At 34.0% G+C, this 17,869-nt stretch carries 20 protein-coding genes; 2 read left to right on the top strand and 18 right to left on the bottom strand.

Annotated elements, in window-relative coordinates; genetic code table 11:
* Positions 1-148 precede the first annotated feature (148 nt).
* The 3 genes from ppdK to ABWU28_RS01115 form a co-directional block, all read right to left on the bottom strand.
* On the bottom strand, positions 149-2,803 hold the full coding sequence (gene ppdK / locus ABWU28_RS01125; RefSeq protein ID WP_353275699.1) for a pyruvate, phosphate dikinase: 2,655 nt from the start codon (positions 2,801-2,803) through the stop codon (positions 149-151).
* Positions 2,804-3,003: 200 nt separating this feature from the next.
* Positions 3,004-3,960, bottom strand: a complete 957-nt coding sequence (locus ABWU28_RS01120; RefSeq protein WP_213863789.1) for an IS5 family transposase — start codon at positions 3,958-3,960, stop codon at positions 3,004-3,006.
* Between the two features lie 651 nt (positions 3,961-4,611).
* A complete protein-coding gene (locus ABWU28_RS01115; protein ID WP_213863789.1) occupies positions 4,612-5,568 on the bottom strand; it encodes an IS5 family transposase in 957 nt (318 codons plus the stop codon).
* Positions 5,569-5,990: 422 nt separating this feature from the next.
* Here ABWU28_RS01115 and fabG point away from each other — a divergent pair, with 422 nt between their 5' ends.
* Positions 5,991-6,725 carry a 3-oxoacyl-[acyl-carrier-protein] reductase gene (fabG, locus tag ABWU28_RS01110; protein WP_353275373.1) on the top strand — a complete coding sequence of 245 codons (735 nt, stop codon included), beginning with the start codon at positions 5,991-5,993 and terminating at the stop codon, positions 6,723-6,725.
* Positions 6,726-6,820: 95 nt separating this feature from the next.
* Positions 6,821-7,156, top strand: a complete 336-nt coding sequence (locus tag ABWU28_RS01105; protein ID WP_007302562.1) for a TrbC/VirB2 family protein — start codon at positions 6,821-6,823, stop codon at positions 7,154-7,156.
* A 1-nt stretch (position 7,157) separates the two neighbouring features.
* Here ABWU28_RS01105 and ABWU28_RS01100 read toward each other — a convergent pair whose 3' ends face one another.
* The 15 genes from ABWU28_RS01100 to rplR form a co-directional block, all read right to left on the bottom strand.
* Entirely contained in the window at positions 7,158-8,447 is a 1,290-nt protein-coding gene (locus ABWU28_RS01100; protein ID WP_353275371.1) for a M48 family metalloprotease, read from the bottom strand.
* A gap of 71 nt (positions 8,448-8,518) precedes the next feature.
* Positions 8,519-9,163 carry a 3,4-dihydroxy-2-butanone-4-phosphate synthase gene (gene ribB, locus ABWU28_RS01095; RefSeq protein WP_007302560.1) on the bottom strand — a complete coding sequence of 215 codons (645 nt, stop codon included), beginning with the start codon at positions 9,161-9,163 and terminating at the stop codon, positions 8,519-8,521.
* Positions 9,164-9,166: 3 nt separating this feature from the next.
* Positions 9,167-9,661 carry a transcription elongation factor GreA gene (greA, locus tag ABWU28_RS01090; protein ID WP_007302559.1) on the bottom strand — a complete coding sequence of 165 codons (495 nt, stop codon included), beginning with the start codon at positions 9,659-9,661 and terminating at the stop codon, positions 9,167-9,169.
* 9 nt (positions 9,662-9,670) lie between these two features.
* Positions 9,671-11,212 (bottom strand): F0F1 ATP synthase subunit alpha, encoded by a 1,542-nt coding sequence (gene atpA, locus ABWU28_RS01085; protein ID WP_007302558.1) that lies wholly within the window; start codon positions 11,210-11,212, stop codon positions 9,671-9,673.
* Complete coding sequence (gene atpH / locus ABWU28_RS01080; RefSeq protein ID WP_007302557.1) at positions 11,209-11,757, bottom strand: ATP synthase F1 subunit delta; 549 nt, start codon at positions 11,755-11,757, stop codon at positions 11,209-11,211. The genes atpA and atpH overlap by 4 nt, the downstream gene beginning before the upstream one ends.
* A 38-nt stretch (positions 11,758-11,795) precedes the next feature.
* Positions 11,796-12,149 carry a YraN family protein gene (locus tag ABWU28_RS01075; protein WP_010404733.1) on the bottom strand — a complete coding sequence of 118 codons (354 nt, stop codon included), beginning with the start codon at positions 12,147-12,149 and terminating at the stop codon, positions 11,796-11,798.
* A gap of 11 nt (positions 12,150-12,160) precedes the next feature.
* A complete protein-coding gene (gene rplQ / locus ABWU28_RS01070) occupies positions 12,161-12,589 on the bottom strand; it encodes a 50S ribosomal protein L17 (protein WP_010404731.1) in 429 nt (142 codons plus the stop codon).
* Between the two features lie 7 nt (positions 12,590-12,596).
* Complete coding sequence (locus ABWU28_RS01065) at positions 12,597-13,664, bottom strand: DNA-directed RNA polymerase subunit alpha (protein WP_353275367.1); 1,068 nt, start codon at positions 13,662-13,664, stop codon at positions 12,597-12,599.
* A 20-nt stretch (positions 13,665-13,684) separates the two neighbouring features.
* Entirely contained in the window at positions 13,685-14,071 is a 387-nt protein-coding gene (gene rpsK, locus ABWU28_RS01060) for a 30S ribosomal protein S11 (protein WP_006012273.1), read from the bottom strand.
* Between the two features lie 24 nt (positions 14,072-14,095).
* Complete coding sequence (gene rpsM, locus ABWU28_RS01055) at positions 14,096-14,464, bottom strand: 30S ribosomal protein S13 (RefSeq protein WP_007302553.1); 369 nt, start codon at positions 14,462-14,464, stop codon at positions 14,096-14,098.
* 59 nt (positions 14,465-14,523) lie between these two features.
* Positions 14,524-15,165, bottom strand: a complete 642-nt coding sequence (locus ABWU28_RS01050; RefSeq protein WP_007302552.1) for an adenylate kinase family protein — start codon at positions 15,163-15,165, stop codon at positions 14,524-14,526.
* A complete protein-coding gene (gene secY / locus ABWU28_RS01045; RefSeq protein ID WP_264685496.1) occupies positions 15,162-16,490 on the bottom strand; it encodes a preprotein translocase subunit SecY in 1,329 nt (442 codons plus the stop codon). Before secY ends, ABWU28_RS01050 begins: the two co-directional genes overlap by 4 nt.
* Before the next feature lie 3 nt (positions 16,491-16,493).
* Entirely contained in the window at positions 16,494-16,964 is a 471-nt protein-coding gene (rplO, locus tag ABWU28_RS01040) for a 50S ribosomal protein L15 (RefSeq protein WP_019236927.1), read from the bottom strand.
* A 3-nt stretch (positions 16,965-16,967) separates the two neighbouring features.
* Entirely contained in the window at positions 16,968-17,480 is a 513-nt protein-coding gene (gene rpsE, locus ABWU28_RS01035) for a 30S ribosomal protein S5 (RefSeq protein ID WP_007302549.1), read from the bottom strand.
* 12 nt (positions 17,481-17,492) lie between these two features.
* Positions 17,493-17,864, bottom strand: coding sequence for a 50S ribosomal protein L18 (gene rplR / locus ABWU28_RS01030; protein WP_213863922.1), 372 nt, complete (start codon positions 17,862-17,864; stop codon positions 17,493-17,495).
* Positions 17,865-17,869: the final 5 nt, after the last annotated feature.

Raw genomic sequence — 17,869 nt, 5'->3', positions numbered from 1 at the left:
TTAGACAAAAAGTCAATCTTTCCTTAAGATATTAAGAAAAGAAAAAGCAGCAGCAAAATAGCTAAACTGACTTAGATTTATCGACAATTTGAAAAATCATCATTCCGCTACTTGTTAGCGGAATCTATGTTCGCACAGTTAGTTATCGCTATTTACCCAACAAACTTATGCTAAGCTGTGCTGCCACTAATTTTGCAACCAGTACTCTATAAGGCGAGCATGACACATAATCAACCCCTGATTTGATGAAAAACTCTATGGACTGTGGATTCGCTCCATGCTCTCCACATATACCAAGTTTAATTTCTTTTCTGGTTTTTTTGCCCCTTTCGATAGCTATTCTGATTAATTCCCCTACCCCTTCGACATCTAGCACCTCAAAGGGATCGTTTTTGAATATGTTGCTTTCCTTATAAGAATCGAGGAAATTAACTGAATCATCTCGTGAAAGTCCCATAGTTGTTTGTGTTAAATCATTAGTGCCAAAACTAAAAAATTCTGCGTGTTTTGCGAGTTTGTCAGCAATAAGTGCTGCTCTTGGCAGTTCTATCATCGTTCCAATTGAATAGTTCACATCGAAATTTTCGGCTTCTTTCTTTATTAACTCGCATATCAGAATAAACTCTTTCTCACTCATGATAAAAGGAATCATGATTTCAGGTTTCACTTCTATCTTCTTTTCTTTCCTTAATTCACTTGCAGCACTGAGTATTGCCCTAATTTGCATGCCATATATTTCAGGATGAGAAATAGCAAGTCTACAACCTCGATGGCCAAGCATTGGATTTTTTTCTGATAACTGTGCTATTTTATTTTTTACTGATTCAACTGACTTATTCAGTGATTTGGCAATTTTCTCTATAATAGATTGATTGTGGGGCAAAAACTCATGTAGAGGTGGATCAAGTAAACGTATAGTAACCTCCCTGCCCTCCATAATAGAAAATATTTCTTTGAAATCAGACTTTTGCATTTCTTCGAGTTTATTTAATGCATTTGTCCTTTCATTTTCATCATCAGCTATTATCAACTTTTGAATGAATTCGATTCTATCACTAGCAAAAAACATATGTTCTGTGCGACATAATCCTATACCTTCTGAACCGAATTCTTTTGCAATTTTTGCATCTTTTGGAGTATCAGCATTCGCTCTCACCTTCACTGTTTTGATTTCATCTACCCAGTTAATTATCGTTTTGAATTCTTGAGATAATTCAGGCAAAATTGTAGGAAGAATACCAAGCATAACCTCTCCTGTTCCTCCATTGATGGTGATTGATTCACCTTTATTTACTTTTATATCCCCCATAGAAAGAAATTTTTCATCTTTATCAATATAAAGTCCATTTAGACTACAAATGCATGGTTTACCCATTCCACGAGTTACAACAGCGGCATGCGAGGTCATACCTCCTCGCGCTGTTACTATTCCACTTGCAGCATTCATTCCATTAATATCTTCAGGGCTCGTCTCTGATCTTACCAAAATTACTTTTTTACCCTGCTCTGCAGCTTTTTCAGCATCACTTGCACTGAATACTACATATCCAGAAGCAACACCTGGAGAAGCTGGCAGTCCTTTGCCTATTACTTCTTGATCGATTTTAACATCAAGAACTGGATGCAATAAATTGTCAAAAGTTTTTGGATCAATTCTCAATATTCCTTCCTCTTTTGTAATCGCTCCTTCGTTTACCATATCAACTATTATGCGAATAGCAGCTTCGGCTGTGCGCTTGCCAGACCTAGTCTGCAAAATCCATAACTTACCGTCCTGTACAGTAAATTCGATATCCTGCATGTCCTTATTATGCCTTTCAAGTTTTTCACATACCGCGCATAATTCTCGGTAGACACTTGGTAGCAACTTCTCCATGGTACTTTCTTGCTCCCCGTCAATTGGCATAGGAGTATAAACACCAGAAACCACATCCTCACCCTGAGCATTAACTAAAAACTCACCGAAAAGCTTTTTTTCTCCAGTTGAAGGATTACGTGTAAATATCACGCCGGTTGCAGAATTATCATTTAAATTACCAAAAACCATTGCTTGCACGTTGACCGCTGTTCCAAGGTTTTCAGGAATATTATGTATTCTTCTATAGGAAACAGCCCTATCATTTTTCCAAGAGGCAAATACTGCATTAACTGAGTTTAACAATTGCTCTTCAACGTTCTGCGGGAAATTTTTTCCTACTTTCTCACATACTATCTCTTTAAAATCATTAACAATTTTCTTTAAAACATTAATATCAAGATCAGCTAAGCTTTTTGCTCCACTCTTTTGCTGCTCATTATCAATAACATCTTGAAATAGGTGATGATCAAGCTGTAGTACAACATTGGAGTACATCATGATGAAACGGCAGTAGCTATCGTAAGCAAAACGTTCGCCACTTTTTTTTGCAAGACCAACAACGGTTTCATCATTGAGACCAACATTTAAAATAGTATCAAGCATGCCCGGCATTGAACTAACACTACCAGAGCGTATGGAAACTAATAAGGGATTATTTAAATCCCCAAATTTACAACCGATGTCATTTTCGAGCATCGTCATGTAGTTTTTTATCTCGTTACGTAGATCACAAGACAATTCATTATCCTGACAATAGGCCTGACAAACAGCAGTGGAAATTGTAAAACCAGGTGGAACAGGAATGCCAATGTTACACATCTCTGCCAGATTTGCTCCCTTCCCTCCTAGTAGATTTCTCATTGCTGCATTACCTTCACAGTTGCTTTGGCTAAAGTAATATATTAACTTTTCTTGCATTTTTTTCGGATTTTCACTAATAAACATACTATACATACTATTCTAATAAATTTGTCAGGCAGGAGTAATAAATTTTGTAAAATTCAGCACAATTAAATAGCCTCTTTTCCTTTCATTCCAGTACTCTTTTCTGTCATCTCAATGACCTCTATGATGTCATTCCAGCGCATGACGCTGGAATGGCTTTGTTGCACAGCTCTTCGGATAGTGGGTAATGTATAATAAATTCATGAAGCTATATCAAACTTAGCCATGCCTATTTCAGTAAATTTGTTAAGCAAATAACACTTGAGTAGCAGTTCCTTCTCACGATTAATCTCAGATTTATTCCTAAAACTAAATCCAAATATTTGCTTCAGTCGCGAGAAAAAACTTTCTATATAAGATCTCTTCCAATAATTTATCTCTTTTTTCCACCTCTTCATACCATCTTCATCATATGACTTTATGAGCTTGATTGTAGAATTTCTCTCATTCATATAATCCAACTTTGGATGCTCTACTGCATTATTTTGCGGAGGAATCCTTGTCTTTATGTCAAGCTCATCGCACAGTTTATATAACTTCTTTCGATTATATGCCCTATCTGCATATATCGTGCTTATGTTATACTTGGTATCCACTCTTTCAATAAGATCACAGGCTCCATAGTGGTCGGAATAAACTCCACTACTGTATTTTGCAGCTATAACTTTTTTACTACCTATCTCTAGCATTACATGTAGCTTTCTTGTTTGCTCATAGCGGCGATACTTTCTATCTGTACCATTTGCCTTACTATGGCCTGGAATATTATTGTAGATGCTGATACCTGTACTATCTATAGCAATTTCAATATCTTCCATATCGTTCTTATCAACTCTGCAGTCGTTGATTTTGATATTAAGCTTTTTAAACCTTCTTGAAGCCTGCGAATAGCTGATAATTTGCAAAATTTTCCCTATTTGCTCAAGATATTTCTCTATAAATCCCACTGTTTGCCTAAGACCAATCCTGAATAGATAGGTTATTATGTGAATTAGAATCACTACTTTGTCGCTGTAGACATTGTTGCCACCTGCTACTTTTGGACTATTTTCGTACCAATTTTCAATGGCATCGTTGATATAATGAAAAACATTTCCCCTTTCTTGAAGAAATTTGTTATATTCATTGCAGTTACTGACTTTCATTCTTATTGGCATATTTTTCCTTTGTCGGCTAAATATCTATTTTATAACAAATTCCATCAGTAACTGCCTGTTCTTTCCTTGAGTGGTGCAACAAAGCCCGCTGGAATGGCTTTGTTGCATCGCTATCTACGGCGGATTAAAGATAAAAAAGATGAAGAATATCAGTAGCTTATTATTCTAGCATTTATAGTAAGGACGGTCAGTGAATATCTAAATTTGAGTAAAAGAAATTTTACTACCATTCACTAATCTAGCTAAAATTCAAGAATTTCAATGCTTTAGCTATTTTAAGTAGAATTAAATTTACTAATACAAACAATAAATTACTATTCTTAAATTTGATCAGATTGACTGCAAAAAAATAAGATTTTCAATAAGTTGCTTGTATAGTTAGCCTTTCATAGGTAGCGATGCAACAAAGCCCGCTGGAATCCAGTTCGTCCATAATCTCAACAAAAACGTTGTGTTTTAGCATAATTTTGTGCTCAATATGCTTATTTATAGTAAAGACTTCTGGATTCCAGCATCAAGTGCTGGAATGACACCGTCATACCTGTTAGAGTATGAATGTAGCCTTATCTCACACTCCTGTCATCCCAGTGCCCAGACACTGGGATGGCTTTGTTGCACAGCTCTTCGGATAGTGGGTAATGTATAATAAATTCATGAAGCTATATCAAACTTAGCCATGCCTATTTCAGTAAATTTGTTAAGCAAATAACACTTGAGTAGCAGTTCCTTCTCACGATTAATCTCAGATTTATTCCTAAAACTAAATCCAAATATTTGCTTCAGTCGCGAGAAAAAACTTTCTATATAAGATCTCTTCCAATAATTTATCTCTTTTTTCCACCTCTTCATACCATCTTCATCATATGACTTTATGAGCTTGATTGTAGAATTTCTCTCATTCATATAATCCAACTTTGGATGCTCTACTGCATTATTTTGCGGAGGAATCCTTGTCTTTATGTCAAGCTCATCGCACAGTTTGTATAACTTCTTTCGATTATATGCCCTATCTGCATATATCGTGCTTATGTTATACTTGGTATCCACTCTTTCAATAAGATCACAGGCTCCATAGTGGTCGGAATAAACTCCACTACTGTATTTTGCAGCTATAACTTTTTTACTACCTATCTCTAGCATTACATGTAGCTTTCTTGTTTGCTCATAGCGGCGATACTTTCTATCTGTACCATTTGCCTTACTATGGCCTGGAATATTATTGTAGATGCTGATACCTGTACTATCTATAGCAATTTCAATATCTTCCATATCGTTCTTATCAACTCTGCAGTCGTTGATTTTGATATTAAGCTTTTTAAACCTTCTTGAAGCCTGCGAATAGCTGATAATTTGCAAAATTTTCCCTATTTGCTCAAGATATTTCTCTATAAATCCCACTGTTTGCCTAAGACCAATCCTGAATAGATAGGTTATTATGTGAATTAGAATCACTACTTTGTCGCTGTAGACATTGTTGCCACCTGCTACTTTTGGACTATTTTCGTACCAATTTTCAATGGCATCGTTGATATAATGAAAAACATTTCCCCTTTCTTGAAGAAATTTGTTATATTCATTGCAGTTACTGACTTTCATTCTTATTGGCATATTTTTCCTTTGTCGGCTAAATATCTATTTTATAACAAATTCCATCAGTAACTGCCTGTTCTTTCCTTGAGTGGTGCAACAAAGCCTGCTGGGATCCAGAAGACTGATCAAGTAATAAGAACTAGTCACGCGCTGGCTCTCTTAAATTACTTTAGCTATAAGTGTTAAGAAATTTACCAATCAAAAAAAGGCAAAAGAATCCACATGGTGCTGATTTTATTACTGTAATTGATAATGTGCTAACGCTTAAACGAAGCGTGTTTAGGCTGAATAGAAAAAAATAAAAAAAGGCATGCAGCCGCCATAATTTCGCCAATAAACACAAGATTTATCAAGAAGCTTCTATTAAATGAAAGTTATGCAAAAAATCTATTGCAAGTCTTTTAATATTCTGTTAAGAGCTGGAACAAATAAAAATTATTATGTTTGGATTAGAGAATAAGAAATTTCTGATTACTGGTGCATCAGGCGGAATAGGCCAGGCAATTGTAGAAATTATGCATAAGGCCAGAGCAACTTTATGTATTTCTAGTACAAAAAAAGAAGTACTCGAAGAAGTTGCTAAAAAATATGAAAAAAACATTCACGTACTTCCTTGCGACTTATCAAATTCTGAAGAGGTAAATCAACTAATAAATAAAGCAAGTGAGTTGATGAAAGGCTTTGATGGACTCATATGCAATGCAGGCATTACACAAGACAGTTTGGCGTTGAGAATGACAGATGAAGAATGGCAAAAGGTGATTGATATTAATTTGACCTCCACATTTAAGCTAAATAGAGAAGCATGCAAGAAATTAATTAAAAATAATTGGGGAAGAATCATAAATATTTCTTCAATAGTAGGATTGACAGGAAATGCCGGGCAAGTAAATTATGCAGCATCAAAAGCTGGAATAATAGCTATGAGCAAATCTATAGCAAAAGAAGTTGCAAGTCGCGGTGTAACAGTAAATTGCATTGCTCCTGGATTTATAGATACTAAAATGACTGAAGTTTTAAATGAAGGACAAAAGGAAAAAATATTAGATAACATCCCAATGAAAAGAATGGGAACAGGAAAAGAAATAGCAGCAGGAGTATTGTTTTTAGCAAGCGATGAGGCAAAATATATAACGGGACATGTGCTTAACATCAATGGTGGGCTATTTATGTAGCAACACTTATTTATGGACAAATTATAAGTTTTACTTTACAATAAGTATATATATAAATTTATTTTCGCGTTAGTTTATTACTTGGAGGCAAAAGAATGAGCTATATAATAAAAAAATTTTTTAATGCTTTGTGTATAGTGCTGTTTCTCTCTTTTTCAGATTACGCAAATGCTGCTACTGATATAGATGATACAACTGCCCAAGTAATATGCAATATTATTGGTTATATTTGGGGAATAGGTGGGCCACTTATGACTGTAGTCATAATAGGTGCAGCTTTGCTTGCAATATTTGGTAGAATGCCATGGCCAGCTCTCTTTGCCCTAGGTATGTTTTGTGGTGTATTTTTTGGTGCCAAAGCGATTATAATGAAAATTATACCCGATAGCATTAAACAAGATAGTATGTTGAGCAAGTGTGGGGAAAAATAACTTAAAAATCAGGATGTTTTTGTGTGTATTGTTCCTTCATGTCTTCAATCTGTAACAAATAATGACTGTCTTTCGGTAAAGTTTTAATAGCTAACTCAGCGTACTTCATAAATTTGTCTAAATTACCTTCAATACAAGCCTTTTTCGTCAAAGCAAAATAATACATTGCCATATCAGCGCTACGTTTATATGCAATACTTAAATACTTCCAGACAAAGGCGTTATTTGTTTCTACGTTTGCAACCTGCTCTAGGTAAAAAATTGCCTTCTCTATTTCACCGTGTAATAATAAAGTATGAGATAACGCAAGTTTCACTAAATAGTTATTCTTCTCAGATAAATATCTAAGTGATTCTTCATACATTTTTATTGCTTCACTTAAATTTCCAGCTTTGTATAACATCTCCGCTTTTAATTCATATAAATAAGGATCATTGCGTGACTCTTGAATCAATGAATTAACTTTAGTAATAGCCTCTTCTATCTTTCCTTGCCTATAGTGAATTACAGCATTTACATACTTAGAACTACCTTCATATTTATTAGATAACACATGAATAGGAGCAAAAAAAGAGTCTAGCTTTGCAACCATACGCTCAAACTTCAGCAATTTATCTGCAAGGATTGGTTTTATATTGTTTTTAACCTTATAATTCTGTACAGCAAATATACGCTTATCACTAAGTGGGTGAGTGCGGAAATACTCTTCAGTGTTTTCATGCTCAATACTCTTAAAATAGTCAAAAATCTCTTTCATACCCAAATTATCATAGCCAGATTCATCTAGGTATCTTAAAGCATAGCTATCTGCTACACTCTCTTGCTCTTGAGAATAGTTAAAAAACAACCTTGAACTAAGCGTTACACCACTAAGCAAGATTGCACTCGCAACCTGAGGGTTAATGACAATACTAGAAACTAATCCTACCATATAACTAATCATTGCTATTGATTGAAAATAACCTACAGCACTACTCATTTGTAATACATGACCAGCAGATATATGAGCAATTTCATGTGCTAATATACTAAGTAAGACATAAGGTTCAGTCGAATATTGTAAAAGCCCTAAATGAATGAAAATGCTATTATTGTTAATTACAAAAGCATTAATCGATCTATCATCAACTATAAAAACTTTTATTTTATCATTATCAATATCCGCAGCAGAAAATAAAGGTTGCGCTAGATCCTTAACTACCGCTTCCACTTCACTATCTCTAATAATACTAACAGAGTAAGCGCTATTACAGTATACGAAAAAAAATAGTAAAACAAAAAGCTTAGACATGGAAATTCCTTGTTTGTATAACTTTGAGGAATTTTGTATTTTAACACTTAAACTATACGAATCTATAAACGCTAGTTTAAATTTTGAACGTAACTGATAAGTTTATCAATGGTAGTTAACTTAATATTATGTTGTTCAGCAAATTCAAGCAACTGGGGTAAGCGCATCATAGAGCCATCATCATTCACTAATTCACAAATAACTGCAGAATGATTACATCCCACTAACTTAGCTATCTCAACACTTGCTTCAGTATGACCAGCACGTTGCTCTACTCCACCCTCATGTGCAATCACAGGAAAAATATGACCGGGAGTTATAATGTCATCCTGAGTTCTATTTTTATCAATAGCAACATGTATAGTTTTTGTTCTATCCTCAGCTGAAACACCCGTAGTAATACCATAACGTGCATCAATTGATGTAGTAAAAGCAGTATGATTTTCACCAACATTTTTTTTTTCCATGAAACTAAGGCCTAACCTTTTCATGTGAACTTTAGTCATTGCTAAACAAACAATCCCTGTACCGTATCTAACCATAAAAGCCACATGTTCTGGCTCTAATTTCTCAGCTAATACAATCAGATCACCTTCATTCTCTCTGTTTTCATCGTCAACTAAAATGAATAATTTACCAGAACTAGCATCCCTCAATACATCTTCCACAGAAGAAATACCGGGTAGACTAATTGAAGGATAAGTTACTTGTACCATGATTTACTTAAACTCAATCTTAACTATTTTATACAATTTCTCTCCATTTGGCACTATCACTTCCACATACTCACCAACTTTTTTGCCAATTAAAGCACTACCGAGTGGTGAATCCGTAGAGATCAATTGCTTTGAAGCATCAGCTTCATATCCACCTACAATCTTATAAACATATTCAATTTCACTGTTATCATCACCGAGCATGCTTACCGTAACAGTTGCACCAAACATTACTGTATCACCAGACAAATTTTTTACTTCTATCACTTCTGCATGTGAAAGTTTACTTTCTACCTCAATTATACGGCCTTCAATAAAACTTAATCTCTCCCGTGCTGCATGATATTCTGCATTTTCTGATAAATCGCCTTGATCACGAGCATCAGAAATAGCCTGTATGATAGAAGGTTTTTCTTCCTTTAATTTCTCAAGTTCGACTTGCATACTCTCAAAACCTTCCCTTGTAATAGGAAACTTGTTAACAATGGATGAAGTCATAATCACCGCCTAAACGCAATTAAATTGAGTGACAAAATCACTCACAATACCAAGAATATCATCTTTTATATCATCATTCATGTCACCTGACAACTTTTTTAAAACTCCAGGGTGAACAGTTTGAAAATAATTGATAAGATCACACTCGAACCTATTGATGTTGCTCACCTGTACCTTATTTAATTGACCATACAGATTAGAAAAGATATACATAAGCAATACTTGCTCTTCTATTTGCATAGGTGAATACTGTTTTTGCTTTAATAATTCAATAAGGTATTTACCTTTGTTTAAGGACAATTGAACAGTAGCATCAAGATCAGAACCAAATTTAGCAAAGTCTTCCAGTTCTCTATATTGGGCCAAACTCAGCTTTATAGAACCAGCAACTTTTTTCACAGATTTCAATTGTGCAGCAGAGCCAACCCGAGAAACCGATAAACCTATATTCACTGCAGGGCGAAATCCTTTGTGAAACAATTCAGACTCAAGAAAAATTTGTCCATCGGTAATTGAAATCACATTAGTTGGAACATATGCAGATACATCGCCAGCCTGAGTCTCAATAATCGGCAAAGCAGTCAAAGATCCCTGTCCTTTTTCATCAGACATTTTGGCAGCTCTTTCAAGCAAGCGAGAGTGTACATAGAATATATCTCCAGGATAAGCTTCACGACCAGGAGGACGTCTAAGCAATAAGGACATCTGCCTATATGCCACAGCATGCTTAGATAAATCATCATATACCACCAAGCAATGCATTCCATTATCACGGAAAAATTCTCCAATAGTGCAACCGGTATAAGGTGCTAAAAATTGCATAGGCGCGCAGTCAGATGCGCTAGCCACAACTACGGTTGTATACTCTAATGCTCCACTTTCTTTTAGCTTATTCACCACTTTTGCTACTGTCGAAATTTTTTGTCCAATAGCAACATAAACACAGTAAATTTTTTGATTTTCGTTTACCTCATCATTAATCTTCTTCTGATTGATAATAGTATCAATCGCAATAGTGGTTTTACCAATTTGTCTATCGCCAATAATTAATTCACGTTGCCCTCTACCTATAGGAATCAACAAATCTATAATTTTAATTCCTGTCTGCAGAGGTTCATGCACAGATTTACGGTCAATAATACCTGGCGCTTTAGATTCTATATACATTTTGTTCTTGGCTCTAATTTCTCCGCCATCGTCTATAGGATCGCCTAATGCATTTACAACTCTCCCTAATAATTCATGACCTACAGGCACCTGTACAACATCACCACTACATTTTACAACGTCCCCTTCTTTTACATCACGGTCATTGCCAAGCACAACTATTCCAGCTGTATCATGATCTAAATCAAGAACTATTCCTTCTACACCGCTTGCAAAAGATACCTTTTCACCAAACTTTGCTTTTTCCAGCCCATAGACCAATGTGATACCATCCGTTACTGAAATTACTTCACCTATATTTTCTCGTTTTATAGGATTATCAAATGTCTCAACCTTCTCTTTTATTATGTTTACTACTTCAGAGGCATTTATGCTATTCTTCATATACAATTCCTTATTTTCAACATTTCCATTTTACTCAAATCAACCAATCTATCCAAATAACTCTTAAGCGAAGCATCAATCACGTTAAAACCATACCTAACTACAAAGCCACCTAGTATAGAAGGATCAACCACATGACTGACTTTTATTATTTTACCAAGAAAGTTCAAAGATTCAGTAATTATTTTTATATCAGGTTTCTTTAAAATCTCTGCTGATTTTATAGTAATTTCCAATTCATTTTCACTTTCCCTTACAAGATTTAAGAATTTTTCTAATATAAGGATTAATAAACGGGAGCGCTTGTTTGCAAGTGTAACCATAATAAATTTGACTAAGTTTTCACTCAAGTTCTCCTTTATAGAAAGTATCGCTTCTTTTTTGTGCAAAAGAGAAACCATAGGATGAGATAGATACACAAAAACATCTTGATCTTTAAAAAAAGCTAACAAAAATTCTACTTCTTTTCTTATAATACCTAATCTGCTTCCTGAGACATGAAACAGTGCTCTAGCATAAGATGAAACTAAATTATTGTTTTTCATATTCAATTACCTGTTCTAGTAAATCTAAATTATTTTAGCTACCATTGTTCAATCCAAGCATTTTTTATATAAATAGGTCTTCTCCTTAAGGAAAGAAAACATAAATCATATCTGACTGAATAATCTAAAAAATCAAGATTTTTACTTAAGAAATATTTAGAAGAATTTATAATAGACTGACACTGAAAATGAGATATCGGTACTTCTTTTCCAAATAAACTTGTTTTAACCTCTATAAAAATCAGCTCCCTTTTTTTAGATACAATTAAGTCAATTTCACCCAACTTACAACGGAAGCGACGTTTTATAACATTATAGAATTTCAGCTTTAAATATATCGAAACTAACAATTCTCCAAAGTAACCTACAAAATAGCGTAACCTACTTACCATAAAAAGAATAATTAGCTTTGTGTAACTACTTTGCTTCCTTTTTTATTTTTACTATAAATCTCACCTTTTGCTGAAATATCTCTATCAACTAGCTCTATCACTGCCATTGGAGCGCAATCACCCTTTCGAGTACCAAATTTTATTATTCTAGAATATCCACCTTTACGGTCTTGATAACGATTAGCTAGAACGCTTAATAATTTATCAACTACTAACTTACTATTATGAAGACGTGAAAGCAAAAGCCTTCTACCATGTAAAGAATCGTTATTCTTAGCAATTGTAATAAACTTTTCCACATATGGACGAAGTGCTTTAGCCTTTGGTAAAGTAGTTACAATCTGCTCATGATTAATTAACGAGATAGATAGATTCTTTAACATTGATAACCTATGCTCGGTACAACGAGACAGTTTATTTTTCTTTATTCCATGTTTCATATACTACCTAATCCTCATCAGCATGTTGTTTAGCCAGTTCATCTATATCCTTAGGCGGCCAATTTGGTATATTCATACCCAAAGACAAACCTGAATTATTTAAAATTGCCTTGATTTCATTCAAAGACTTTCGGCCAAAATTAGCAGTTCTTAACATTTCAACTTCCGTCTTTTGCACAAGATCACCTATATAAGTGATATTTTCATTTTTCAGACAGTTATGAGATCTAACAGATAATTCCATTTCATCTACTTTACGCAATAGAACAGGATCATAGCCCAAATCTTTAGCACCACTAGACAAAGAAACTTGCGATTTTTTATAACTCATATCAGAACTAATAAAAGGCTGAAATTGCTCCTGTAATATTCTTGCAGCATAGTCAACAGCTTGACTTGGAGAGATTGTACCATCAGTTTCAATTGACAATATCAGCTTATCTTTATCAGTAACTTGACCAACACGACTATTCTCTACTCTATACGAAACCCTCTCAACAGGACTATATAAAGCATTAACTGGAATAAAACCAATTAAATCTTGTTCATTCATAGACTTTAAAAATTCATTTTCTTTATATTTATTTACAGAAAGATAACCTTTTCCACTAGCAATATATATAGTAATGTTAAGCTCCACATCTTGACCTAGTGTACATATCACCAAATCTTTATTAACAATAGAGCATTGGTCATCAGTTTCTATCATTCCAGCTAATACTTGACAAGGCCCTTTAGCGCTCAAATTTAAGCACTTATTAGACGTGTTATTTAACTTACATCTCAACATGCCCATATTTAATGCTATATCAGTTATGTCTTCCCTAACTCCTTGGATCGAAGTAAATTCATGATTCACGCCTTCAATTTTTATTCCATAAACAGCACTACCGCGAAGAGAAGACAACATTACACGCCTTAATGCATGACCCAACGTTAAAGCAAAACCACTTTCCAAAGGTTCTAGAACTATATCACTTTTTTTACTTGAATCACCTGATATTACCTTAATCGCATTAGGCTTAGTTAATCTATCTAAATTTCCACAGAAAGAGACATTATCACTATAATACATACAAAAACCTTCCAAATATCCTATACTCTTCTTTTTTTCCTTAGTCTACACCCATTATGAGGTATCGCCGTTTTATCTGCAATTGAAGTGACAGTCAATCCACAATTCCGAAGTGCTTTAACTGCAGCTTCTGCACCAAAACCAGGACCACGAATTATTACAGAAACAACCTTCATACCAAATCTCTCTATTACTTTCTTCGCAGCAGAATCGGCAACCTTACCTGCAGCATAAGGTGTGGATTTTCTCGAACCAGAAAAACCACATGCACCAACAGAAGTCTGGTAAAGCGTATTACCACAAACATCAGTCACATTTACAAAAGTATTATTAAAAGTTGCACGAATATGGACAATACCAGTAATAAACCTTTTTGTATTCTTACCAACCGTTTTAACTTTTTTCATAAAAACTCACGATAATAACAAATTTTATTTTTTTCCAGCAATAGGCAATTTAGATCTGCCTTTACGAGTTTTAGCATTAGTATGGGTTCTTTGTCCCCTCACAGGCAAACCTTTTCTATGCCTTAATCCTCTATAGCAACCGATTTCCATTAAAGATTTTATATCCATAGCTACTTTTTTTCTGAGCTCACCCTCTATGACATATTTTTGCCTAATAAAACTACTAATTTTCTCTATATCTTCATCTTGTAATTCTAAAACACGCTTACGCTCATCAATTTTACAGCTACGACAAATTATATTCGCAGTAGTAATACCTATACCATGTATATAAGTTAATGCAAAAGGAACACACTTCTTCACTGGAACATTTATGCCTGCAATACGTGCCACTGATACCTCGATACTTTATTAATAATAACTCTTAATTTATACCATAAAACAACTTATAGTCAAATCAAATTACAAGAAATTTTACTTTCAATCTCTTGCATTACTCTATCAACACTCAAATTAGCGTTAATTGTTAACAACTTGTCCTTATAATACTCGCGCAAACCCTCTATCTGAGAATGATATTCTCTTATCCTCTTATTAATTGCAAGCATATTAGCATCATCAATTCTCTTCTCCAATCTCGTACTTTTACATTTAGCACAAGTAGTATTCTTAAAAGAAGATATACTATATATACTTTTACAATCCAAACAAGTAAGACGATCTTTTAATCTATCAATTGCAATATTATCGTCAAGCTGCAACTCAATTACAAGATCAACATCCCTATTGCATCTTTTTTGCAAAACTTGAGTTAAAAAATGAGCTTGATTTAAATTTCTTGGAAAACCATCTAACAAAAAATCACCATCTATTAATGCAAGCTGGTCACACAATAATTTACATATAACTTCATCTTGAATTAAATTACCAGATTCAACAGTATCCTTTATTCCTTTACCTAATTTACTCTCACTAGATATAATATTCCTTAATAAATCTCCTACTGAAACTAATTTAAAATTATACTTTGCTATTAACAAACTGGACTGAGTACCCTTACCAGAGCCAGGAGGACCAAAAATTGTAATAATCACTTTAGTCTCCTTGTTTTAGACTCATATTTCTTTATCCAACTATCGTACCTATTTGAAAAAACATAAGATTGTACTTGCATAATAGTATCAGTAATAACGTTAACTATAATCAGCAAGCTCGTCCCACCAAAAATAAATGGTATATCATAATGATACCTCATAATTTCAGGTACAGTACATATTACCACCAAATACGCAGACCCAATAAATGTTAATTTAAAAACTATATCTTGAAGATAATCAGAAGTATGTTTTCCAGGCCCTCTACCAGGAATAAAACCACCATTTTTCCTAAGAAAATCAGCATTTTCCTCTGGATTAAATATAAAATTGGTATAGAAAAAATTAAAAAGCACTATGAGTATTAAGTAAGTTATAATGTACATCACTTTATTTGCCATAAAGTAGTTTAAAATAAAATCAGCAATGGCATGACCTTTATAGAAATTTGCAATTGAAATAGGCGTTAATAGAATTGCGTTAGCAAAAATAGTTGGTATTACACCAGATAAATTGATCTTCAATGGAATGTAAGTAAAATCATCATTATGTAATTTTTTAAACTGTTTTTTGGGATATTGAACAATTACCTTTCTATAAGAAGATTCTGTAAAAATGACTAAAAGGAGCAGTAAAAAAAACAATGCTATAACAAAAAGGGTAATGAAAAATGACATACTACCATTTTTATTTAATGTTAGCAGAGATGATAAAGCATTATGTAATTCAGATGTTATGCCAGTAAAAATGATTAATGAGATACCATTGCCTATACCGCTCACACTGATCCGCTCACCAAGCCATATTAAAAATATAGTTCCACCTAAAAGGCTAAAGACACCTATAGTACGAAACATAATACCAGGTTCAACTACAACTAATACCCCTTCTATATTCATTCTTTCTAACCCTATTAAGATCGTAATTGATTGAAAGATACAAAACACTATAGTCATATAGCGTATATAAGAGTTCATCTTTCGACGTCCCAACTCTCCGTCATTTTTAATTTCATTGATTCCTTTAACGGCAGAAGATAATAATTGCATAACTATGGATGCAACTATGTATGGCATAACGTTTAACGCCAAGATCGTCATTCTAGCTAAAGCGCCACCAGAAAATAAATTAAATACTCCAAAAACACCAGAACTCTCTTTTGGAAATATATCATTGATTATATCAAGATTAATTCCAGGAATAGGAACATAAGTGCCTAAACGATAACAAACTAAAGCCATTAGAGTAAAAAATATACGCTTTAGTAAATCACTTTTATATAACAGCGTAGAATCCAAACTATTAAATGCAAATTTACTGTTCATGATTTACGATAGTATTTCTACACTACCACCAACTGAAGCTACAGATCTTTTTGCAGCTTCTGATGCAAAATCAACATGAAACACAAATTTTTCGCTTAATTTACCCTTATTAAGAAGTTTGATTTTACTTTTAACAGATCTGATAAAACCTAACTTATGCAGTAGCTCCTTATCTATGATAGAATCCTTGACTATTTTTTTAGCTTCCATTAAGCACTGTACATCCCCAACATTAAATATAGAGTATAAGTTTTTGCGTATAGGCTTAAAACCTCTTTTAGGTAAACGAGTATATATAGACTGCTGTCCACCTTCAAAACCATTTATAGAAACGCCACTTCTCGCTTTCTGCCCTTTATGCCCCCTACCGGATGTTTTACCTTTACCACAACCAATACCTCTACCTAATAATTTAGGCTTCTTTTTCTTAGATAATTTGGTAAATATAGAATTTAATTTTACAGCATCATTCATAGTTTACCTATTTCCAACTATCTCACTAATCTTTTTACCCCTCTTACCTGCCACTTGGCGAGGAGATAACATAACATCAAAAGCCTTAAATACTGCACATATAATATTATGAGGATCATTTGATCTAGTAGACTTAGCTACCACATCCTTTATACCTAATACCTCAAAAACCGACCTCATTGCTCCACCAGCAATAATACCTGTTCCAGCTCTTGCAGCTCTTAAAACTATCTCACCAGAACAGAATTTAGCTTTAATATCATGATGTAAAGTTCTACCTTCACGTAAGTACACCCTAATCATCGACTTCTTTGCAGCATTTAAAGCTTTCACTCTTGCTTCAGCAACCTCTGCGTGTTTACCTATTCCACATCCTACCCTACCCTTACCATCACCAACAACAACCAAAGTTGAAAATGAAAATCTTCTACCACCTTTAGTAACCGTTGTTACCCTTCGGACTGAAACCAAAAGTTCTGATAAATCATTATTATTTTGTAAATTCTTTACAGCCATACTTCAAACCTTCTAAAATTCAAATCCAGAGCTTCTTAAAGCTTCAGCAAATTGAGAAATCAATCCTGTATACTTATATGCCCCCCGATCAAAGACGAACCGCTGCTGCAATTTTGTACTAGGGAGACGCTCAATCAATAAAGAAGAAACCTGTTTTATAGTTTCAGCATTAACCCTACCTTTACATACATTCCTAATTTTATCATCCAAAGTAGAAGCAGAAGCTAGGGTTGTTCCTTTTGCATCGTTAATCAACTGAACATAGAAATGTTTATTAGACTTAAATATGGATATACGTAAACGCCCAGCGCTCTTATCGAGCTTCGCTCTATTACGAAGTTTCCTTTTTTCATAGCTACTTAAAAAATTATACAATCTTTTCATTTTAA

It is taken from the genome of Wolbachia endosymbiont (group B) of Pilophorus perplexus (assembly GCF_964028155.1).
GTDB lineage: Bacteria > Pseudomonadota > Alphaproteobacteria > Rickettsiales > Anaplasmataceae > Wolbachia.
Note: the sequence above shows the minus strand (reverse complement) of the source record. Positions and strands in the feature narration are given on the sequence as shown.